This window comes from Shewanella sp. GJ50-10, from assembly GCF_055808815.1.
In genome coordinates this window covers 1,297,990-1,320,543 of sequence record NZ_JBVVSS010000001.1, presented here as the reverse complement: position 1 = coordinate 1,320,543, position 22,554 = coordinate 1,297,990, and the positions used below count along the sequence as shown (strand labels likewise).

General features: G+C 39.5%; 21 protein-coding genes and 1 pseudogene. 6 read left to right on the top strand and 16 right to left on the bottom strand.

Annotation, left to right across the window (positions count from 1 at the left end; genetic code table 11):
- Nucleotides 1-22: 22 nt before the first annotated feature.
- Nucleotides 23-454 carry a GIY-YIG nuclease family protein gene (locus AC0L4E_RS05565; protein ID WP_473678347.1) on the bottom strand — a complete coding sequence of 144 codons (432 nt, stop codon included), beginning with the start codon at nucleotides 452-454 and terminating at the stop codon, nucleotides 23-25.
- A complete protein-coding gene (locus AC0L4E_RS05560) occupies nucleotides 454-861 on the bottom strand; it encodes a hypothetical protein (RefSeq protein ID WP_473678346.1) in 408 nt (135 codons plus the stop codon). Before AC0L4E_RS05560 ends, AC0L4E_RS05565 begins: the two co-directional genes overlap by 1 nt.
- Before the next feature lie 197 nt (nucleotides 862-1,058).
- Here AC0L4E_RS05560 and AC0L4E_RS05555 point away from each other — a divergent pair, with 197 nt between their 5' ends.
- Both AC0L4E_RS05555 and AC0L4E_RS05550 read left to right on the top strand, forming a co-directional pair.
- Nucleotides 1,059-1,577: a hypothetical protein gene (locus tag AC0L4E_RS05555; protein ID WP_473678345.1), complete on the top strand. Its 519-nt coding sequence runs from the start codon at nucleotides 1,059-1,061 to the stop codon at nucleotides 1,575-1,577.
- A gap of 29 nt (nucleotides 1,578-1,606) precedes the next feature.
- On the top strand, nucleotides 1,607-2,026 hold the full coding sequence (locus tag AC0L4E_RS05550) for an MmcQ/YjbR family DNA-binding protein (protein ID WP_473678344.1): 420 nt from the start codon (nucleotides 1,607-1,609) through the stop codon (nucleotides 2,024-2,026).
- A 17-nt stretch (nucleotides 2,027-2,043) separates the two neighbouring features.
- Here AC0L4E_RS05550 and AC0L4E_RS05545 read toward each other — a convergent pair whose 3' ends face one another.
- Nucleotides 2,044-2,724, bottom strand: coding sequence for a PilZ domain-containing protein (locus AC0L4E_RS05545; protein ID WP_473678343.1), 681 nt, complete (start codon nucleotides 2,722-2,724; stop codon nucleotides 2,044-2,046).
- A 291-nt stretch (nucleotides 2,725-3,015) separates the two neighbouring features.
- Here AC0L4E_RS05545 and AC0L4E_RS05540 point away from each other — a divergent pair, with 291 nt between their 5' ends.
- Nucleotides 3,016-3,576 (top strand): CBS domain-containing protein, encoded by a 561-nt coding sequence (locus AC0L4E_RS05540; protein WP_473678342.1) that lies wholly within the window; start codon nucleotides 3,016-3,018, stop codon nucleotides 3,574-3,576.
- 22 nt (nucleotides 3,577-3,598) lie between these two features.
- Here the strand turns inward: AC0L4E_RS05540 and AC0L4E_RS05535 are convergent, their stop codons facing one another.
- The 5 genes from AC0L4E_RS05535 to AC0L4E_RS05515 form a co-directional block, all read right to left on the bottom strand.
- Nucleotides 3,599-4,576: a GGDEF domain-containing protein gene (locus AC0L4E_RS05535; RefSeq protein WP_473678341.1), complete on the bottom strand. Its 978-nt coding sequence runs from the start codon at nucleotides 4,574-4,576 to the stop codon at nucleotides 3,599-3,601.
- 268 nt (nucleotides 4,577-4,844) lie between these two features.
- Nucleotides 4,845-5,564, bottom strand: a complete 720-nt coding sequence (locus AC0L4E_RS05530) for a fumarylacetoacetate hydrolase family protein (RefSeq protein ID WP_473678340.1) — start codon at nucleotides 5,562-5,564, stop codon at nucleotides 4,845-4,847.
- 326 nt (nucleotides 5,565-5,890) lie between these two features.
- Entirely contained in the window at nucleotides 5,891-6,901 is a 1,011-nt protein-coding gene (locus AC0L4E_RS05525) for a succinylglutamate desuccinylase/aspartoacylase family protein (protein WP_473678339.1), read from the bottom strand.
- Entirely contained in the window at nucleotides 6,901-7,806 is a 906-nt protein-coding gene (rimK, locus tag AC0L4E_RS05520) for a 30S ribosomal protein S6--L-glutamate ligase (RefSeq protein WP_220753810.1), read from the bottom strand. Before rimK ends, AC0L4E_RS05525 begins: the two co-directional genes overlap by 1 nt.
- A gap of 4 nt (nucleotides 7,807-7,810) precedes the next feature.
- Nucleotides 7,811-8,242 (bottom strand): ATP-dependent zinc protease family protein, encoded by a 432-nt coding sequence (locus tag AC0L4E_RS05515; RefSeq protein WP_473678338.1) that lies wholly within the window; start codon nucleotides 8,240-8,242, stop codon nucleotides 7,811-7,813.
- Nucleotides 8,243-8,797: 555 nt separating this feature from the next.
- Between AC0L4E_RS05515 and AC0L4E_RS05510 the strand changes: the two genes are divergently transcribed.
- The 3 genes from AC0L4E_RS05510 to AC0L4E_RS05500 all read left to right on the top strand — a co-directional run bounded on the left by AC0L4E_RS05510 (nucleotide 8,798) and on the right by AC0L4E_RS05500 (nucleotide 12,664).
- Nucleotides 8,798-9,469 carry a DUF2461 domain-containing protein gene (locus AC0L4E_RS05510; RefSeq protein ID WP_473678337.1) on the top strand — a complete coding sequence of 224 codons (672 nt, stop codon included), beginning with the start codon at nucleotides 8,798-8,800 and terminating at the stop codon, nucleotides 9,467-9,469.
- Nucleotides 9,470-9,783: 314 nt separating this feature from the next.
- Complete coding sequence (locus AC0L4E_RS05505; protein WP_473678336.1) at nucleotides 9,784-11,142, top strand: BamA/TamA family outer membrane protein; 1,359 nt, start codon at nucleotides 9,784-9,786, stop codon at nucleotides 11,140-11,142.
- 154 nt (nucleotides 11,143-11,296) lie between these two features.
- The gene (locus AC0L4E_RS05500) at nucleotides 11,297-12,664 is read left to right on the top strand and encodes an RsmB/NOP family class I SAM-dependent RNA methyltransferase (RefSeq protein WP_473681538.1); all 1,368 of its coding nucleotides are present in this window, start codon (nucleotides 11,297-11,299) and stop codon (nucleotides 12,662-12,664) included.
- A 143-nt stretch (nucleotides 12,665-12,807) separates the two neighbouring features.
- Here the strand turns inward: AC0L4E_RS05500 and rfbD are convergent, their stop codons facing one another.
- The 8 genes and pseudogenes from rfbD to cysN all read right to left on the bottom strand — a co-directional run bounded on the left by rfbD (nucleotide 12,808) and on the right by cysN (nucleotide 22,520).
- Entirely contained in the window at nucleotides 12,808-13,710 is a 903-nt protein-coding gene (gene rfbD / locus AC0L4E_RS05495) for a dTDP-4-dehydrorhamnose reductase (RefSeq protein WP_473678335.1), read from the bottom strand.
- Entirely contained in the window at nucleotides 13,707-14,339 is a 633-nt protein-coding gene (rfbC, locus tag AC0L4E_RS05490) for a dTDP-4-dehydrorhamnose 3,5-epimerase (protein WP_473678334.1), read from the bottom strand. The genes rfbD and rfbC overlap by 4 nt, the downstream gene beginning before the upstream one ends.
- Entirely contained in the window at nucleotides 14,326-15,240 is a 915-nt protein-coding gene (gene rfbA / locus AC0L4E_RS05485; protein WP_473678333.1) for a glucose-1-phosphate thymidylyltransferase RfbA, read from the bottom strand. Before rfbA ends, rfbC begins: the two co-directional genes overlap by 14 nt.
- The gene (rfbB, locus tag AC0L4E_RS05480) at nucleotides 15,240-16,304 is read right to left on the bottom strand and encodes a dTDP-glucose 4,6-dehydratase (protein WP_473678332.1); all 1,065 of its coding nucleotides are present in this window, start codon (nucleotides 16,302-16,304) and stop codon (nucleotides 15,240-15,242) included. The genes rfbA and rfbB overlap by 1 nt, the downstream gene beginning before the upstream one ends.
- 141 nt (nucleotides 16,305-16,445) lie before the next feature.
- The gene (gene glmM / locus AC0L4E_RS05475; protein ID WP_473678331.1) at nucleotides 16,446-17,801 is read right to left on the bottom strand and encodes a phosphoglucosamine mutase; all 1,356 of its coding nucleotides are present in this window, start codon (nucleotides 17,799-17,801) and stop codon (nucleotides 16,446-16,448) included.
- A 579-nt stretch (nucleotides 17,802-18,380) separates the two neighbouring features.
- On the bottom strand, nucleotides 18,381-19,025 hold the full coding sequence (gene cysC / locus AC0L4E_RS05470) for an adenylyl-sulfate kinase (RefSeq protein WP_473678330.1): 645 nt from the start codon (nucleotides 19,023-19,025) through the stop codon (nucleotides 18,381-18,383).
- 26 nt (nucleotides 19,026-19,051) lie between these two features.
- Nucleotides 19,052-20,778, bottom strand: a pseudogene (locus AC0L4E_RS05465) (SLC13 family permease).
- Nucleotides 20,779-21,116: 338 nt separating this feature from the next.
- Nucleotides 21,117-22,520 (bottom strand): sulfate adenylyltransferase subunit CysN, encoded by a 1,404-nt coding sequence (cysN, locus tag AC0L4E_RS05460; RefSeq protein WP_473678329.1) that lies wholly within the window; start codon nucleotides 22,518-22,520, stop codon nucleotides 21,117-21,119.
- Between the last annotated feature and the right edge of the window lie 34 nt (nucleotides 22,521-22,554).

The following is a 22,554-nucleotide window of genomic DNA, read 5'->3' as shown; positions in this document are numbered from 1 at the left end:
ACAACTAAAAACATATTTTTCATTAGCAGCGCTCTTCTTTGCGATTATATTTAGGAGAGTACATTTTCATTAGCTGAGCTTCCACGGCGCCTCGAACGCAAACAGGTTCACCATTCAACGGACTAGGAACCGTCACGTCTATAGCCACCCATAACTCCATATCTCTAAGTTGTTCTTCTTTTACTAATCGTCCAGCTGTTCCATGGGACCAAATACGCTTACCTAATAAGCCACTTTCACCGACATAGAGTACATCATCACCTTTTTTGAAGTAGTAAACGCCTGTGGCTTCACGCGGCATCAAACTAAACCAATGCTTTCTTGTGGCATATTCATTACCATCAAAATCATATAAACCATAGGTCTCGCTATTGCGATTGGCTAACCAAGCTTTTGACAAGCTGATATTAGCAATATGGTTAAATTCAATACTGCCCATGCGAAATGCTGTCATTAGCTAAACCCTACACAGTTAAATCCCTGATACATCTGGCCTTCCTCAGTTAACTTTGAGCTTTTAATGCCGTTTATAGTTATAAATTGGCTATAGGACATATCAACGCGCTCAATTGGTTTACCAAATAGCACTCGAGTATTGCCTCCAATCGCTGATACAACACGACTGCCAAACTCTGAGCCTTCTTCCAACGCTACCTCTTCAAGAATTTCATGTACCTCATAAACAACTGGGATCTTTCTGGTGTGATTAATCACGAAAACTTTATCACCCTTTGTAATGGATGAATAAGCTTCCCACCCATGCTGAGAAGGCTGTAGATCAAAGAAAGCCCCGTTACCTAACACGCTATATATTTTGTTATGCCTACGATTTGCTATGTTGGACACTAAAAATTTACCCATCAACTTGCTCCTTCATGAACTTTTTCTGGATTTTACTTAAATTAAACAATAAAGTAAACCGTACTAGGTACCAATAATGATAATTAGCTATTTCCCATAATTGTTGATTTATTGGATCTGTAGGCGCATGGTGAATAAGCTTAGAGGTGTATTAAGACAAGAGTATGGTACTGATTTAGTAAGGAAAGGAGTATCTAATGGAGCAAGTAACACACTTGAAGGTCAGCTTTGTTAATTTCTTATTTTCCAATAAAAAACATCGCTTAAACAAAACTCTTCTCGACTTGAACTGCCCACTAATATTAATGGTTTTACTATTTTCTATTCAATCAAATATTGCCTTTGGTACAACCATCAACCTTGAAAAATATATAGGGGGATATAACGCTGAGCTTGCTGGGAAACCAGCTCTGACATTTAGATTTTCCAGTGAAAATAGTGACAATTTCTGCAATATCATCACTACAGAAGAACATATGTTTAGTTCAAATAACCTGTTAGAAAATATAAATTTAAGTGAGAAGAATTTTTACCTAGATTGTGAAGTTGAAGGCCAGTTTTATATGCTCTCTAATCGCTACCGAACCTACGCACAGGTGCTAATAAAACAACCTGATATAACTTTCCCTATGTCGATGCATATTGAAGCTAAACTGGTTACCATAAACGGTGATCAACTTAATGTTATAAGTGGTGATATCTCGCTTAGGAAATAAATCCATCAGTTAATGTTGTGGAATATATTATGGAATTTGATCAAATAAGACAGTATTTACTCGCAAAACCCTTCACCACAGAAAGCTTTCCTTTTGGTGAAGATGCGCATGTATTTAAAGTGAAGTCTAAAATGTTTGCTTTAGTTGCATGGCGTAAAAATGCCTTGATGATTAACCTTAAGTGCGATCCTGATGAGTCTTGTGCTTTACGGGATATTTTTAACTCTATTACCACTGGTTATCATATGGACAAAAAACACTGGATTTCAGTTTATTACCCAAATGATGTTGAAAATCAGATGATAACTGAAGGCTCAAACAATGATAAAACACGACCAATTAATATTGTTCCAAATGGGGAGTTGGAAAGAATTATCGATAATTCCTTTATGTTGGTGGTGAACAAAATGCCTAAAAAAGTTCAAACATCGATTTTACTTCACCTGTAAAATTGAAGGTTTACAGACTATTTTTCGGCTAATAGCGCCAAACGAACAATTTTTTCTACCTGTTCATCTTGCTCACTAATAAACTGACAGCCTAATTTAAGCACATCTTCAGAATTTTTTGCGTTACAAATTCGGGCTTTGAGTAATATTTGGGATTCATCATCCCCATCAACAGACATAATGATAGTAATAGTTTCACCTTCAACAAGTTCATCTTGCTCCCCTTCACGGACTTCTACGTGACAGCCTGTTAGTGAGACATCGGTTAACTGCGCTACCCAAGACTTCTCTTTTATTTTTATACTAGCGATAAGCTCTGTTAACACACGTTTAGTCGAGCGCAAATTATGAATGATCATTTTATCTGGGAAGTTAAGTGCCATCATTTTTGTTGGCGTACTCAAGGTTTGTTTTATTGTTGATGAAAATGCAATTACAGATGCTTCATGACCCTCAACTAATCCTCTAACAACAACTTCACTCCCTTGAACAAAATATTGGCCAAAGTTACCTAACTTATTCGAATCAGGAAATTGAATTAATATAAATTGCTCAGGTAAGTAGCCTATAAAAATGGTTCTAAAGCGCCCTTTTTGCCCTGCAGGGCTGACGATATCAATGTTAACTGGGGTTCCAGCTAATAAGAATTTGAACTCTTTCGACAAACCTTCTTTTGTATCGACTTGTTTAGTTGGCATTTAACTTCCCGATTTCAATTTCCACCTCTGAAAGACTAGCACAAATATTAACAACTACTACAACAACTTAACCTTAATTAATTGTTATTCATCTACTTGCATCAATTGCATCTACAGGACTATGGTGAATATACAAGGTTAAGGCTTTATTGATGCAACACTTAAGTTAAGCACCCGCATTCATATCCAATAAGTCGAGTATTTATTTCTATTTGATGCTATCGATACCAGAGTTAACCAAAGCTATGTTCAGTGCCCTGAGCTATTTAATACTGTAACGGAGTTTTCACCATGAGAAATTTAGAACTATTTAGTACTGCATCTATCGATCATCTTTTATGGTCATCAAAACCATCAACACCGAATTTAGACTCTTCAGCGTTAGATATTTTCACTGATTTCGATGTGTCTAGGCCAATCATTGTTGATGCCTCAACCAGTGCGGTAGGTACGGCTAAAATCATGGAAAAAACCCATGCTTATATGCGTTTAGTTGTTGATAAAAATGATAGATTTCTTGGAATTATTACCCAACGAGAATTATCACATCACAACCTTATGCTCACCGCTAAGCGATTAACTTTAACCATCGATGAATTATTAGTCACTGAAGTGATGGTACCTAGAGAAGAGCTTCAAGCATTTGATTATAATCAAATTGCTACCGCTAAAGTCAGCGATATAGTGCGATTATTGCAGGAAAATAATTTACATCACATGTTAGTCATTGATCAGGATTTACATCATATTAGAGGGTTAATTGCCGCGAGTGATTTAGCAAGAAAGCTAAATCAGCCAATTGAAATACACCAGCGCCCATCTTTTAGCCAAATATTCTCTCAAGCCCATTAATTGGCCGAATATTAAACCGACATCATCTGCTATTGACGACATAACCGATGTTAGTATTGAACTCTATACATCGGTTTTTCCCCAACTGTTTTGCTTGATAAAGAGCAGCATCAGCTTTTTCAATTAGCTCTCGTGCTGTGGTGTTTTTTGAGGGGATACAAGAAGTAAAGCCCAAACTCATTGTAACGACTCTATTACTCGCTTCAGGGTGGGCAATTCCTAGCGTTTCAATATTGGATCTTATGTCTTCAGCTAATATTGCAACATCTTCATGAGTGCCATAGCAAATTATGGCAAACTCTTCACCGCCGTAACGGCAAACCACGTCAGTGGAGCGAACACAGACATTAGCGATGGTTTGCGACACATTGATGAGGCACTGATCTCCTTGATAGTGCCCCAACATGTCGTTATAAGCTTTGAAACAATCAATATCACACATAATCAAGGAGATAGGCTGTTGCTCTCGCCTTGCTAAATTAATGATAAAATCCAATTGGGAATCAAATTCTCTGCGATTATAAAGTCCCGTTAAACTGTCTAATTTAGAAAGTTTAAATAGCTTTGAACTTGTTCTTTCTTGCTCAATTAATCCAAATAACAGCACCGCGTGACCACTATCATTTCTGACGACGGCCCTCGCCTTACTGGTAAAATACAAGACTTCATCTTGTTTGGCGTCGTAATAAGGAAATCGATTATGATACTCATCGATATTACCTAACTTCAAATTATGGTAATCCTCAAAAATTTGTTGCGCTTTTTCTGAATCTTTTAAGGCAATATTCTTGTTGTAATCACCAGCTATAGGACAAGTTTTACTAACAGAATGCTGAATAAGTTGAGTGTCTAGCGAGAACATATCTTGCATGATTTGATTGCAATAGAAAATATTACTGTCTTGCTCTAAGTCAATGAGCCACCAAGATACCCCAGAAAAGTTGAGTAACTCTTGATAAAGTTGGTAATACTTTTTAATCCGTTCATTAGGAAATGTCATATTCAACTAGCCACTTTAAAAAGCTAATTAAGTTGTCAATTCAATGACTAACTTTCCCTTTAGCAAGATTATTTAATTGTAATTCTAGATTGAGTATAGACCTTGTTGAAAATACTGCCTGTCACGACAAGACTCCACACGATCCAATATGATAATTAATGGATGAAGTTTTAATAGCTGAAGGACAAATAGGTTAGGCCCTAATCTTTTTGAAATGCTAAACCAGAATTAAGATAATCACTGGGCATAGAGAGAGGCCTCCTCGAGTTTACTCAGCAACCCAAGTTTGGGTAATAATGGGCTCAAGGTTTTTGACATCATTTAATAATTGCTCAAAAGAGTTATATTCAATATCAACCCATAACTTAACTGCAAACGTCGCACCTTTTGTTATTACCCCAACACCTTTAGGCGTGCCAGTCATAACTATGTCACCGTTTTCTAGGGTTAAAAAGTCAGTAATGGATTCATGAATATCTGAGGCTGAATACATCATCAAGTTACTGTGACCCAGCTGCACGACTTCATCATCTATGGTTAACTGAAAACAAAACTGTCTTGTAAAATCAGCTGAAGACTCAAGTGATGACTTAACCGGTGGTTTAAGCGATGGTTTAATTGATGAAAGTTCAACAAACTCGCTAAAAACTGCAGCGCCATTAAAGGCTTTTGCTCGCTCCCAAGGTAATTGTTTAGCTTTAAGTGTTGACTGCAGTGCTCGTTTAGTTAGATCAAGGCCCACTCCAACGGCAGAAAACTGGCCGTTTTTAACCATAAAGCACAACTCAGTTTCAAAATGAATAGGTTCATGATGGAATGAAACTAAGATGTCAGAAATTGACGAGTTGGGTTTAATAAACACTACCATTTCATCTGGTGTTTCATTACCCAGTTCGTGGATATGATCAACATAATTTCTACCCACACAGATGATTTTTGAAGGAGTTAATCGCTCCTGACCTGAACTTGAATAAACTGTTTTTAACATTAAGTCACACCTCAAGATAGCAATGACAGACTAGCTTATTGATTTTATTGTAACTAATCAAATAGCTTGTTGATATTAAAAAGCTTTCTTAGGTGCAAAAATACTCAAATGGCTTCACTCTATAATCTACTAACCAACTTAGCGACTTAGCGACTTAGCGACTTAGCGACTTAGCGACTTAGCGACTTAGCGACTTTAGTAAAATATAGACTGCCTTGAGTTTGACAAATGTAGATACCAAAAAGCCACTGATTGAATTTAAAGAAATCAATCAGTGGCTTTTTAAAATAACGATGACCATTACAATAACAACACAACATTATTTATTATGCGTATGTCGAGATAAACTCATCTAAATGCTCGTTGGCAATTTCAATATCATCGCCAACAAACTGCGCAATATGAAACAGTGCTTCGCCTTCGTTTGCGACAGGAATATTGCTTAATCCAATAATAATGCCATCTGTCGGAGATTTAAGTTCTGACAACTCTCCACCTAAAGGGTTTACTACATTGGCTAATACGCAACCTTTACTGACTCTTGCGCCAATTTTACGCTTTATATTCACTAAACCATCTGATTCACTTCGCAGCCAATAACTGCGACTAGCGTTGATCGAAGCAGTCGGCTTAAGCTTACTGGTTAACATGCCTAAGTGACGCATCACATTAAGTACACCTGTTAAGCCAGATTTAATCGATAACTCACTAAACCTAAGCGCTTCACCAGCTTCATACAAAATACATGCAATGCCTAGCGAGTTAGCATAACCGCGCATTGAGCCCTGCTGTGCTTTTGAGTCCATAATCACTGGCGCGCCAAAAGCTGTTGCCATCGCCATCATGGTTTCATCATCTGTATCACAACGTATTTGCGGAAAGTTGTCCCGATGAATCGCACCAGTATGTAAATCAACAATGTGGGTCGCTTGTTTTAATAACTCATTAGAAAACAAGTGAGCTAAACGACTCGCTAACGCGCCTTTTGCACTGCCAGGGAAACAACGATTTAAATCGCGTCTGTCAGGTAAATAACGTGATTGATGAATAAAACCAAACACATTCACAATAGGCACAACCACCAAGGTTCCAGTTAAGGTTTTAATGTTCACCTTATCAATCAAACGACGACATATTTCTATGCCATTTAGCTCGTCACCATGAATTGCAGCGCACACTAATAATACAGGCCCAGGCTTTTTACTATGAAACACTTCAGCATGCAGCTCTAACGGCGTGTCGTTGTACAATTTTGCTGCGGGCAGTTTGATGCTGGCACGCGTGCCAGCATCAATACTAAACTCACCAATTGCAAACGCTTCACGCTTAGGCGCCATTAACCCACACCTTTGGTTTTAGTGCTGTTTGGTTTAGCATTTTTTTCAATAAACTGAATAATTTTTTCAGCCACATCGATACCCGTAGATTGCTCAATGCCTTCAAGACCCGGAGATGAGTTAACTTCCATTACTAAAGGGCCATGTTTCGAACGTAAAATATCCACACCTGCAACATTAAGCCCCATGGTTTTAGCCGCGCGCAATGCCGTAGAGCGCTCTTCTGGAGTCAGCTTCACAATCGTTGCAGTGCCGCCGCGGTGAAGGTTTGAACGAAACTCGCCTTCAGCGCCTTGGCGCTTCATCGCTGCAATCACTTTGTCACCAATCACAAAACAACGAATATCAGCGCCACCAGCTTCAGCGATATACTCTTGCACCATGATATTCGCTTTTAAGCCCATGAATGCTTCAATAACACTTTCAGCCGCTTTACGGGTTTCAGCTAATACCACACCAATACCTTGGGTGCCTTCAAGTAACTTAATCACGCAAGGTGCGCCGCCAACCATGTCCAATAAATCTGGTACATCAGCAGGCTTATTTGCAAAACCTGTAACGGGTAAACCAATGTTTTTACGTGACAATAATTGCAATGAACGTAATTTGTCACGCGAACGTGAAATCGCTACAGATTCATTTAGCGGGTGCACACCCATCATCTCAAACTGACGCAAAACAGCAGTACCATAAAAGGTTACTGAAGCGCCAATACGAGGTACAACAGCATCAAATGTTGGTAATTCTTCACCACGCATATGAATACTAGGAGCCATCATATTGATGTTCATGTAACACGCTAGCGGGTCAATAATTTGTACTTCGTGACCTCGAGCTATCGCCGCTTCTTGAATACGACGAGTAGAATATAAGTCTTTATTTCTAGACATAATTGCAATGCGCATAACCTTAAGCTCCTGTTAAATGTGCTGCTGATGAATCCACTAAAAAACGCCCTGCTAGTGCTCGGCGACCTAAAAGCATTCTAAACTGCATGTTGTCACGCTGTGTCAGCGTAAGTTCAATATCAAACTGTGTATCGCCAATAATAATTGGGGTTTTAACCACGTAGCGATTTGTTATGTGACCGCCAGAATCTTTGACATGGCGACGATCAAAAACCGCAAACTCTTGAACGATTTCTCTGTCTGATTCTTGCTCAGGGTGGATCCAGACTTTAATCCAGTCTTGATCATGTTTAATAAACGGTTTAATTCTAAATGCGTGTAAACATGACGTCTTAGCACCAGTATCAACTTTCATATTGACCCGTTCATTGCCAAGTTCAGGAAACGTCGCCCATTCACACCAGCCAAGAATTTTTAATGCATTTTTTGTCATGTTTAAGCCTTTTTCACAAAACCTTATTTCGTTTAATATCGTTAAATTGAGCGGCATAAAGGAATCAATAAGACTGCTTTTGACAATATTGCAGCCATATAAAAGTATCAACTTTAGCCAAAACAACACTTTAATTGAGTTAACAATACGTTAAAAACTTACTCTCAATCAGTTTGGAAGCGCATAATACTCCTAAAGTTTAAAAATACTACTAAAAAAAACACAAAATATAAAAAAACTCACCAGCAACAAGCAATAACCTTATCAACACTGCATTCTCAAACAGCCAAAAATGGCAGTTAACTCTAGATAAAACTAATAAATACCGTAAAGTAAATGAAAATTGACGTTTTAACACACAAAATAATTCATTTGAGTCAAGTATAAAAGACGATTATAAATTAACCACTGAACTTTGTACTATTTATAGTCAAATAGGTCCTGCATGTTGTAGTCAATTCGGTCCTACATTCCAAGCAGAGTTTTTTAACATTTTGAATTAAAGATAGTAGTTTTTTGTGGCACACTTTGGGCTCACCATTTTTAGGATCTGTTATGTATACTCAGCAAAGTTTTGACTTCTTAACCTTACTTGCCAATAACAACGATCGCGAATGGTTTAAAGCAAACCAACAAGATTACGAAGACAGGGTTAGAACGCCGACGTTAAAGTTTATTGAAGCCATGCAAGGACCAATCTTAAATATATCACCTCGCCTTACTGCCGTGCCTAAAAAGGTAGGCGGCAGCATGATGCGACCACAAAGAGACAGTCGTTTCAGTAAAGATAAAAGCCCTTACAAGTTAAATGTTGGTATTCAATTCAGACACTTTCAGGGTAAAGATGTCCATGCGCCAGGGTTATATTTACATTTAGCCAATGACGGTTGCTTTCTCGCGGCTGGTATTTGGCACCCTGAATCTAAAACCTTAAATGCAATTCGCCACTGTATAGATGAAAACCCAAATGGTTATAAAAAGGCATTAAACGCACTAGATAAAGCTGGGTTTGAGTTATCAGGTGATAGCCTAGTCAGGCCTCCTCGGGGATTTGATAAAGAACATCCGCTTATAGAAGAATTAAAACGCAAAGATTTTATCGCCATTAAACCAATAACGATTGAGCAGGTTTGTGATAAGGGCTTTGTAGAGTACTGCGCCAAAGAGTTCGAGAAAACGACGCTATTAATGGGCTACCTTTGTTTTGCTCTCGATTTAGACTTTTAGTTGGATTCTTAATTAGATTTTTAGAAAAATTAGGCTTTTAAAAACTTACACTCTTATCAAGCTTGGACTATTTATACTCCAAGCTTACAAACCTCTAAATCAACTTCATGATTTGGTAAACCTCCTCCCCCAATAAAGTTATTTGTAGGGGATTTCCGGCGTGTATTTCACTCTTAGCTCGAACAAGCTTCAATAATTATAAAATCATTTAATCACTGTACCTTTTTCGCTAAACAACCTATATTATTCAATAAAATACCAACAAATAAACAACAAACATCCCCTTGAACTCGATGTACTGACAAGGCTTGCTGATGATGAATAAATACCAGAAAAATGCTGCCATTAAACCGCTCAGAGGCTTACTTCCTTTAACCGTACTCATTGCAGCTTCCTCACTACTTTTTAGCCAGTCAACAATTGCTGCATCTGCACATGTAAAATCATCTGTAAACCGAAGTGAAACACCTGATACTGGCGCCGAGAAACTGCTTTTACCTTATGTTTTCAGTACAGATTCTATGGGCGTTAATATTGGCTTAGGTGCTATGGTCAGTGGTTATTATCAAGAGCAGATGACAGTCGGCGGAACCGTATATGGTGGCGATGTCAGTTATGGTGTCGGCGGCGGGATTTGGAATTATAAGCTCCCTAAAACTGAGCGATTTTATTTAAGCCTTGTTGGCTTTATGGGTTACTACCCGCAGCAAAAGGCTTATGCAAGTTCAGGTGATGGATACACTCCCCCAGGCACACCATTACCTGGCAGTAATGAATCCTCAACCGAACAATTTCTTCAAGCTGACGGCTCATCAAACTGGTGGGATATCAAGCTTGAATATGCTTTACCCATTGGCGCAACCAAAGATAAAGGTCGCGTAACTTATGAATTAACTGGAGGGTTACTCACTTCAGAGCCGACTGGCGGTAAAGTATGGAATCCGCTTGAATCTGGTGCCACTGTTGCTGTTTTAAAGCAATTTAATCGTTATGAAAGTTACGAGTTTGATGACGATGAACTCGATGGTGCCGTTCACGCTATTGAGCTAGGACTGCTCTACGACAATACCGATTTTTCAGTTAACCCAAGTATTGGTAGTAAGCAGTATTTATCAATCTCACACGATGCTGGCTGGTTTGAGTCTGAACAATCTTGGACTTTCTTAGAGTTTGAAGCCAGTAAATACTTTTCATTTGGGCAATCAGATTACGCATCACAACGAATTTTGGCGTTGAATTTTTGGACAGGTTACTCCCCTTCTTGGGAACTTGAATACGATGAGCAAGGTGGTAGAAAGGTTAATAATAACGCCCCATACAGTGAAGGCGCTTCATTAGGCGGCTTTTATAGAATGCGTGGCTTCGAAAGTAACCGTTTTCATGATAAAGCGTCAATCTATGCTACCGCAGAATACCGCTACACCCTTAAATATAACCCTATAGAAGATGTAAGTTGGCTTAAGTTTTTGCGTTTAGATTGGTTTCAACTTGTAGGTTTTGTTGAAGCAGGACGTGTTGGTGAATCCTATACCGCCGATGAATTGTTAACTGACATGAAATACGACTATGGCGTGTCTTTAAGAGCATTAACCGCAGGGATTGTAGTCAGGCTTGATGTAGCAACATCTGATGAAAGCACCAATGCTTGGGTTATGGTTGATCACCCTTTTTAATGTCATAACTGCTCGCCCTCTTTAGAGAGCGAGCACACAGTTCGTCAATGAATACTCATACATATTCAACCAAAATTAAAGACATGCTAAAATAGCGCATTATTTTTTTAGATTACAAACAACCTTTGTGATCACAGCCACTCTTGAGTTAGCCATGCCATCAGCACCACAATCTACCATTATCGCTAATACACCAGCAGAAAAAAGAGCACTTAGTTACTCTACCACCATCAAAAAACTATTTGATGAAGTACTGGACACTAAAATGCCTGCAGACAGGATTGTGGCTAATTATTTCCGTGAACATAAAAAACACGGTTCTAAAGACAGACGCGTGATCCGCGAAACTTTATTTGGGCTATTTAGATGGTGGGGCTGGCTTAAGCAATTAGGCTCACAACATGACGAGCAAACTTGGTACAAGATGCTCAGCGCATGTGCATTATTAGAGCAACATAATTGGCGTAGCTTTGCTGATGCTTGGCAAGTATTTGCTGCACTTTCTGATGCTCAGTTAGAGATAATAACGACTCTTATTGCCTCCAATGAGATAGTAAACACTGACTCAGTGGTTGCTAAAAATCAGCTGCTCAATAAACTATTTACTGACATTGAATTCACAGAAACTCAGTTACTACCTGATTGGTTTTGGGAAGTTTGCCCTGTTGATGACCATAAAACACAAATACAGCTAATAGATGCCATGAGCTCTAGACCACCTATTTGGGCGAGAGTGCAAGATCATGACACTCAGAAGGCACTAACTGAACTGCAACAAGCTGACATTGATGCATCCCTAAGTGAATTCTTTAGTGATGCGATTAGCTTAGGCAGTAAAAGCATTAACTTGAATGAAGTGAAACTGTATAAAAATGGTCAATTAGAAATACAAGATTTAGCCTCACAAGTCATCGGTAATATTTGTCAGCCTAAAACCGATGAAAACTGGTGGGATACCTGTAGTGGCGCAGGCGGTAAAACCTTACAACTTAGATCCTTGATGATGCAAGATGCAGTAAAAGCAACGTCTATTGGCAGCGTAATTTCATCCGACATTCGCTCTAAAGCATTAGAAGAGCTAAACAAGCGTGCCAAAAGAGCAGGTTTTAACAATATCTCGATTGCCCGTTGGAAATCAGATGCGTTGCCAGTCGAAGTTAATCATTTTGATGGCGTATTAGTTGATGCACCTTGCAGCTGCACAGGCACTTGGCGCAGAAACCCAGACATGCGCTGGATAGACGACAGAAATTGTGTCGAAGACAAACCTGCCCTGCAGTTAGACATTCTCACTCGTAGCGCTAAAGCGGTTAAATCAGGTGCAAGTTTAGTTTATGCCACCTGTTCTTTATCACCAATTGAGAATGAAGCCGTGGTTGAAGCGTTTTTAGCGAGCAATAAAGAGTTTACTCTTGAAACGATTACTCATCCATTTACCCAGCAGCAAAATACAATGCTGACAGTATGGCCTTATGAAGCTAATAGTGACGGTATGTTTGTCGCGAAAATGGTTAAGCGATAACACGAGAGTACTTTTCGTAAATCTGATTAAAAAGCCTTTTTAGCTCACTTATGACTCGTTAATTGCTCAATTGAGTTATGTGACTAAACAAGGCTTTTTTATTGGTCGTGACAACCAAAACAGTAAAAATAAATGTGGTTAAATTAGAGATTTTCAACAAGCCGTTTTAAGGAGCAAGTCCATTCAGGCGCAGTTATTCCCCAAACCTCTTTGATCTTTTGACATTCCAGCACAGAATATTTAGGCCTTAGAGCTTTGATATTAGCCTGCACAGCAAATGCCTCTGATGAAATGGCTACAACTTCAGGTTTAGAGCTGATTTTTTTCTGCAGTAAAGCTTCATCCAAAATCTGCTGGGTTAACTCAAACCAAGTCATGGCAGCATTGCCACAATAATGAAATGTTCCCCAATCAGCTTGCCCAGCATCTATTGCTATCAACAGTTTAAATATCGTTGCGGATAAGTCATCTGCAAAGGTTGGGCAGCCTTGTTGATCTGAAATCATTGTTAACTGCGAATGCTGTTTAGATAACCTTAATACTGTTTTTGCAAAGTTATTGCCATACTGACTTATGAGCCAAGATGTGCGGATAATAAGGTACTGTTTTAATATCTTGTTGATCCGTTCTTCACTTTGTAATTTGGTCTTGCCATAGGTATTAAGTGGCTGAGTATCATCAGTTTCAAGGTAAGGCGAAATAGAGTTGCCATCGAATACATAATCGGTCGATAGATGAATAAGTGGGATATTATGATGACTTGCAGTGTTAGCTAAATTGCTGGTACCAACAAGATTCACTTCTCGGCACAATTCAATATCAGTTTCGGCTTGTTCTACATTGGTATAAGCAGCAGCATTAACGATAATGTCCGGTTTGAACATTGCCATATATCGTGACACTGCATCAGAACAACAAATATCAACATCAGATTTACTCGTTGACTGGAGTTCGAACCTAGCACTGAGAAGCGATGAGTTTTGTTTGCAATAGGCAATCAAGCTTTGGCCTAATTGACCATCAGCGCTAACTAACCAAACTTTCACAGAACTAAATCCTTCGACATCTCACCCTTAAAAATCAAGCCTTTCAGCACTAACTCTTCCAACGTCAAACCAAGCGTATCTTTGGTTGATAATATTGGGTCTTTAATCGGCCAATCTATTGCCAAATCAGGGTCATTCCAAAGCAAGCAAACTTCATGTTGAGGCGCGTAATAATCAGTGCATTTATATTCAACATCTGCAAGCTCTGATAAGGTCACAAATCCATGGGCGAACCCTTCAGGGATCCAAATTTGGCGTTTGTTTTCAGCCGATAGTTCAACACCAAGCCACTTACCAAAACTGTTTGAGTCTTTACGGAGATCGACTGCTACATCAAAGATGCTTCCTCGAGTGACACTAATCAGTTTTCCCTGAGGTTGTTGTCTTTGAAAGTGAAGGCCTCTTAGTACACCTCGTTTAGATTGAGACACATTACTTTGTACAAAAGGCTTATTAATATTTAATGCTTGCAGGTAGCGCTCTGCTTGAAAGCTTTCATAGAAAAAGCCTCTGTCATCATTGAATACTTGAGGTTCGATGACTTTAACATCTGCAAGATCAGTTTCGATGATTTTCATGCCGTTACTATTACTATTACTATTACTGTTACTGGTCTTATGATTTGTCATATGAATAACTATGTTCTTGTGCGATAAGCTTTAGATAATCACCATAAGCTGTATGCTGATGACGCTGAGCTTGCTGCATCAGTTGTGCGACATCAATCCATTGATTGATAAATGCAATTTCCTCTAAACAGGCCACTTTAAGACCTTGACGTTTCTCTACTGTTTGCACAAAGTGACTGGCCTCTAACAATGAGTCATGGGTACCAGTATCTAACCAAGCAAAGCCTCGGCCTAAAATTTCAACATTCAGTTGTTTCTTGTTTAAGTAAGCCATATTCACATCAGTAATTTCTAACTCACCTCTTTTAGATGGCTGAATCGACTTGGCGATACTAATAACGTCATTGTCATAAAAGTACAAGCCTGTGACGACATGATTTGATTTTGGTTCTAACGGTTTCTCTTCAATATCGATAACTTGGCCTTCATCATCAAAACCTATTACTCCAAAACGCTCAGGCTCGCTGACTCTATAGCCAAATATCGTCGCACCAGATTGTTTCGACACCGCTTTTTTAAGTTGCTCACTAAAGCTTTGGCCGTAAAAAATATTATCACCTAGAACTAATGCGACATTACTATCACCAATAAACGATTCGCCAATAAGAAATGCTTGCGCGAGTCCATCAGGAGAAGGTTGTGGCTCATAAGTAATCTTAATCCCGAATTGTTCGCCATTACCCAGTAAGCGCTTAAAATTAGCAATATCATCAGGGCTTGAAATAATTAACACATCTCGAATGCCCGCCAACATCAACACTGACAAAGGATAATAAATCATCGGTTTATCATAAACAGGTAACAGCTGTTTAGATGTGCCAAAGGTAATAGGAAAAAGCCGGCTGCCACTGCCACCAGCAAGAATGATACCTTTATAAGCAGATGAGTTAATTTGTGTCATTAGTTAGTATTCACTCTGTCAAATGGCTTCAATTGATAACCTTCATCTATTATATTTTGGCACCAATCTAAGTGGGTTAAATACCATTGCACAGTTTTTCGTAAACCCGTTTTAAAGGACTCTGTTGGCTGCCAACTTAGTTCTGTTCGTATTTTGGTGATATCAATAGCATAACGCACATCGTGCCCGGGTCTATCGGCTACAAAAGTTATCAATTCAGCATATGATTTAAGCTCGCTTTTCCATGGTGTCAACTCATCTAATAACTCGCATACTTGGTGAACAACATCTAGATTTGTTATCTGATTCAAACCACCAATATTATACACTTGCCCTACTTTTCCTTGAGTGAGCACTTTAAATAATCCACGAACATGATCATCAACATGCAGCCAATCTCGCACTTGTTTACCATCACCATAAATAGGCAAAGGCTTGCCAGCTAGGGCATTTAAAATCATATGGGGAATGAGTTTTTCAGGATATTGAAACTGACCATAGTTATTCGAGCAATGACTCATCACAACGGGTAAACCATAGGTTCGATGCCATGCATTGACTAAATGATCAGAGGAAGCTTTCGAAGCTGAATAAGGTGAACTTGGCTTATAGGAGGTTAATTCATTGAAAGCCGACTCTTCTTGGCTTAAATCACCGTAAACTTCATCAGTGGAGATATGAACAAACCGAAAATTGTGCTTATCTTGTTCATTTAACGTTAGCCAATAGTCTTTGGCAGCTTCTAATAACTTAAATGTGCCAACAATATTGGTCTCAATGAACGTTGAAGGACCATCTATGGAACGATCCACATGACTCTCGGCAGCTAAATGCATTACAGCTGTAGGTTTAAAGTCCGAAAATACTTGCTTCAAAGACTCAGAATCACAAATATTACCATGTACGAAGTGATATCTAGGATTTGATTCTACACTCTTTAAAGAGGCTAAATTACCTGAGTAACTTAACGCATCAAAATTCACTACAGTTTCATTGGTAGTGTCTAAAATGTATCGAATTAAATTTGCACCGATAAAACCCGCACCGCCAGTGATTAAAAGCATAAATGTCCTGTAAGAGCGTAAAGTGGCAAAGAATAAGCGATGGATTATATCAAACAAAACAAAAATGCCAGCGTAGATTACGCTGGCATTTTTATTTAAATAGCTATATAAGCAAATTAAAGCTGATTTACAATCTGGCGATTAACCCGCAAGCTTTACCGCATCAGCAATATTTTGTGCTTGAGTTTGGGTCATTTCAGCGCAAGTAGACTCAACCATCACTCGAATTAGTGGCTCAGTGCCTGATTTACGCAGTAACACACGACCGCGTTCACCCATAAATTCTTCGGCAGCTAACACTGATTTCTTAACCGATTCTGCAGCGATAATCTCATCGGCATTATCGGCATTTAAGCGAACATTGATAAGTACCTGAGGCAGTTTAGTCATTCCAGACTTAACATCTGCTAAGCTTTTTCCTGATTCAATCACCGCATCAAGTACTTGAAGTGAAGCAACAACACCATCACCAGTAGTGGTGTGTTTTAAGCTTAAGATATGACCCGAGCCTTCGCCGCCCAATTGCCAGCCAGTTTGTTTTAATTGCTCAACTACATAACGGTCGCCCACTTTGGCGCGAACAAAAGGAATATCCATCTCTTTTAGCGCTAACTCAAGGCCTAAGTTAGACATTAAGGTGCCGACTACGCCACCTTGTAGTTCACCTTTAGTTTGTGCGGCTTGAGCAAGAATAAACAAGATTTCATCGCCATCAACTGCATGGCCATTATGATCAACAAATAAGACCCTATCAGCATCACCATCTAACGCAATACCTAAGTCAGCTTCATGAACCATCACAGCAGTTTGCAGGCTGTCTAAGTGGGTTGCACCACAACGCTCGTTAATATTGAGGCCATCTGGCTTGTCATTAATACTAATAACTTCTGCGCCAAGTTCTGCATAAACTTCTTTGGCGATATGGTAAGCCGCGCCATTGGCAGAATCTACAACAATCTTAAGCCCTGTAAGTGACTTATCTTTATCGAAAGTCCCTTTACAAAACTCAATGTAACGGCCAGCAGCATCAGCAATTCGGCGTACCTTACCTAATTTATCTGAATCAACACAGGTCATTGCACCATGGTTAATCGCTTGGTCGAGTAAATGTTCAATCTCTAACTCTTGAGCGTCATTCAGTTTGGTACCCGAATTTGAAAATAACTTAATACCATTATCATAATAAGGGTTGTGGGATGCACTGATCACCACGCCCGCATCGGCTCTAAATGTCGATGTTAAATATGCAATTGCTGGTGTTGGCATTGGGCCAACCAACGCACAGTTAATACCCGCAGCAGAAAAGCCTGCTTGCATTGCAGTTTCAAGCATATAACCACTAATACGAGTATCTTTACCAATAATCACTTCTTTGGTGCCTGCTGACGCTAAAACCGTCCCAGCAGCCCAACCTAATTTCATTGCAAAAGACGGATTAATAGGGAACTCACCTACTTTACCGCGCACACCGTCGGTGCCAAAATACTTACGAGACATTATTACTCCATTAAAAACTACAAGCTCGTGGCTCACTGCTGATGGCACTTAGCACTTAGCACTTAGCACTTAGCTTTTAGTACATAGCTAACAGCGCACTGCTCTCTTAAAATTGAATGCTTTATTCACTGTGGCTAAGTTTACCTAATTTTTAGCCAAGTTTAACCACATTTATTTGCAGCGCTTCATAGAGTTCGAGTTATGTCTCCGCTACATCGAATTTCGGTGACTTACTTAGCATTAGCTAAACAACTTATCTGTAGCCAACCTTGGCAGGTTGTGAACATGGCTCAACAAGTTTAAACAGGTCTTACTAATGACAGCAGCTTTATAAGCGAAGGTTAGAAAAGGCTTTAAAATTAGAGGATTGATGGTAGGTTTGCTTGGCGTGATGTAAGAGTGCGCTGGTACAGCAGTTAGCTGCCAGTAATCAGCTATCAGTAATCAGCTATCAGTAATCAGTAATCAGTAATCAGTTGTCAGTTGTCAGTTGTCAGTTGTCAGTTGTCAGTTGTCTGTTGTCTGTTGTCTGTTGTCTGTAATGAAATAGCATTAAACACACCAACAACTGACGGAATATCACTTTACAGTGATGTAGCGATGTTCAATTAAATAGTTAATCACTTGCATGGCGCAAGCTTCAATATCGTTTTCTGCCGTTTTAACGTGGACCTCAGGAGTTAAAGGCACGTCATAATCGGAGTCGATACCAGTGAAATGTTTAATCTCGCCTGCGCGGGCTTTTTTATACAGTCCTTTAGGGTCTCGCTGCTCGCAAATAGCAATAGGGGTATCTATAAACACCTCAATAAATTGCCCTTGTTTAAGTTGCGATCGCACCATTTCTCTGTCTTGTAAAAATGGCGAAATAAAAGCCGTAGAGACAATCAATCCGGCATCTACAAATAACTTAGACACCTCACCAATTCGACGAATATTTTCAACTCGCTCATTATCACTAAAACCTAAATCGCCATTTAAGCCATGACGAACGTTATCGCCATCGAGCACATAGGTTTTACAGCCCAAATCGTAGAGCATTTTATCAACAGCGTTAGCGACAGTTGATTTACCTGAACCACTTAAACCAGTAAACCACAATACCGCAGCGCTATGGCCATTGAGCTGAGCGCGTTCGTTGTGGCTAACACTGGCAAGATGCCAGACAACATCGGTTGATTTTTCAGCGCTAACGTCAATAGACTGATAAGGCGTTTGTGACATGGTAAATCCTTGCAATACTTAAGTTGTTAAAAAGGGAAAAAATAAGGCACAGCCAGAATAACAATCGCGCCATAAACCATACTGACGGGCAAACCAACTTTAATAAAGTCGTTAAACTTATACTGACCAGCGTTAAACACCATTAGATTGGTTTGATATCCATAAGGGCTAATAAAGCTGCCACTGGCCGCAAAGGCTACTGTCATGACAAACGGCAGTACATCAACTCCAAACCCTAACGCCACACTGTAAGCAATTGGAAACATCAGTGCAGCAGCGGCATTATTGGTTACAAGCTCCGTCATAAACCAAGTTAAAAAATAAATAATAATCAATGCTAAGTAAACATGATTACTGTCAAAGCCATCACTTATCCAATCACCCAACAAGCCAACAACACCGGCATTAGTCAATGCATGAGATAACAAAATAGCCGCAGAAACAATTAACCAAATATCAATGGGTAACCTACGCATTATTTCATTAACGCTAATCGACTGAGATAAAATAAGACAACCAAGTAAAATAACCAACCCTTGGAATAATTCAACCAAACCCAAAGCGGCTAACGCAACGGTAGCAACAAAGCCGCCCACAGCTAACCAAGCTCGCCAGCCATTAAGCCTAACCTCAGTTTCAACACCACTCAAAAAAATGAAGTTTTTACTGATATTTCGTCGAGACTTAAAGTCTTCACCCACTGCAAGCACTAAAAAATCACCCGCTTTTATGCATACTTCACCTAACTTACCCGACACTTGCTCACCGTCACGCCTAATAGCAACGACAGCGGCATCGAACAAGGCTCTAAAGCCGACATGCTTGAGTGTTTTTCTAATTAAAATGCTTTCAGGTCGTACAACAACTTCGGTCAAATTGGCTGTTGTCAGCTCATTTTGGTGGGCAAAGGTTTTAAGACCTGAAAACTGAGCTAGCTGTTCAACTTTAGTAATGTCACCTGAAAAAATTAACCGATCATCTTGTCTTAAAATTTCACTAGGAGAAACAGGGCTGATTAAGCATCCATCACGCACTACTTCAACCAAAAATAATGACTCTAAGTTACGTAACCCATTACTTTCGACAGTTCTTCCTATCAATTCAGAATGCTCGGTTATTTTTGCATCGATAAAGTAACCTTTACTGCAATCAGAAACCGTCGTATTTTCAGGTAAAAACCGAACAGAAAAGGCCAATACCCCACCACAACCAACAACCAATAAACAACCAATGGCTGTAAAGGAGAAAAAGATAACGACTGCCCCACCGTATCCATATAAAGGCTATTAATAATCAAATTTGTTGAAGTGCCAATCAGGGTTAATGTTCCCCCTAAAATGGCCGCATAAGACAAGGGCAGCAATAATCGACTAGCGAAATGGTGTGGATTATTTCGAATCGGCGAAAGCAGTGTCGCTACGACCGCGGTATTATTTAACAATGCAGAACTGATAGTGGTTAACGAGAACAACCTAATAAAAGTAGCCTTGTAGCTTTTTAAAATCACTTTAGAGGCTATGAGCCTAAGCAGGCGCGTTTTTTCTAGTGCAAAGGAGCAAATAATAAGCAACACTAAAGTGATTAACCCAGGATTGGCAATACTCGATAACAGTTGCTGCTGGGTCACTAAGCCAGAAGCGACTAGCAGCAATAAGGTTACGCCAAAAACGGCGCCAGGCCGATTCTGAAAGCGCAATAATGCCACGATAGTGGCAACAAAAATAAATACTGTAACGTAGGCTTCAAATGACATATAACAATGGTTCACGCTAAGTAAATAATAGGAATAAGAACATTACCAAAGAAGAGCATTAATCAATGCCAGCTATATGTAGTATTCTCAGATTCAGGTGACACTCTTTAAAGGCATCTATTTCGATAGCGATAAGCACTAACCATTAACCACTAACCACTAACCACTAACCACTAACCACACTCATCAAACGCATCAAACGCATCAAACGTTAGTCACTTTCAACTTGGCACAATCGAGGTGCTCGCACTGAACATCACTTCCACACGAGCACTTTCATAAGAGCACTTTTATACGAGCACTTCTAAATGACCACTTCCAAATGACCACTTCACTAGCTAGCCAATCACTTTGGCTCCCCAGTGCGGAAAGTGCTTGCGAACCAGTGCATTGAATTCAACTTCAAATTCAGAATACTGGTGCTTCGAGCTTACCTCGCCTTCAATGGCAGAACGGATCATTGCTGCGCCCACGGTCACGTTGGTTAGCCTATCAATAATAATAAACGCACCCGTTGAACGATTTTGGCTATATGAGTCAAATTGCACTGGCGCTGTTAGAGTAAAGTGACAATTACCCATTTCATTGAGTGCCAGTTGTTGAGTACTTTCAGTAGCTAATGTGTTCACATCAACTTTAAAGTTAAAAGCATCCACATAACCGTAAACCGACTTACTGCCCGCTTTGATTTCATACTCACGGTCTAGTTGCAGTGGCTCTTCAGCCATCCAAACAACATCTGCTTCAAGGTGGTTAGATGAATGAGGTTGGTCATGGGGCCTAACAAGCATGTCGCCGCGGCCAACATCTATCTCATCCTCTAAGGTAAGCGTTACTGACATTCCAGCTGAGGCTTTTTCTAAATCACCATCAAAGGTCACAATCGATTTAATCTTGCTTTCTTTACCTGATGGCAGCGCAACTATGGTGTCACCGACACGGATCTCACCAGATGCAACGGTACCGCAAAAACCTCTAAAATTAAGATTAGGGCGGTTAACATATTGAACCTGAAAACGGAAAGACGCATTACTATTTTCTGTAATAGAAACCGTATTAAGCAACTTAAGTAACGTAGAACCTGGGTACCATTTCATGTTGTCACTTTCGTTGACGACGTTGTCACCTTTTAAAGCAGAAATAGGCACAAAACGGATATCATCAAAGGCTAAGTCTTGGGCAAATTCACGGTAATCTTTTTTAATTTTTTGATAAACAGATTGGTCATAATCAACGGCATCCATTTTATTAATCGCGATAACAACGTGCTTAATGCCTAATTGCGAACAAATAAAACTGTGTCTGCGCGTTTGAACTTGAACGCCATGACGAGCATCAATCAAAATAATCGCTAAATCGGATGTTGACGCACCTGTTGCCATATTGCGGGTGTACTGCTCATGGCCTGGTGTATCAGCGATGATAAATTTACGTTGCTCAGTAGCAAAATAGCGATAAGCCACATCAATGGTGATCCCTTGCTCACGCTCAGACTGTAAGCCGTCAACTAATAGGGCTAAGTCAAATGCCTCATCTGTAGTATTAAAACGCTTTGAATCTTTCTCGATAGCCGCCATTTGATCTTCAAAAATCATTTTGCTATCAAACAATAAACGACCAATTAACGTAGATTTACCGTCATCAACACTGCCGCATGTTAATACTCTGAGCATGTCTTTATTTTCATGAACGTTTAGATATGCTTCGATATCAGATGCGATTAACCTTGTGCTATCACTCATTTTATTTCCTTAGCTATCGCCATACATCCTGCGC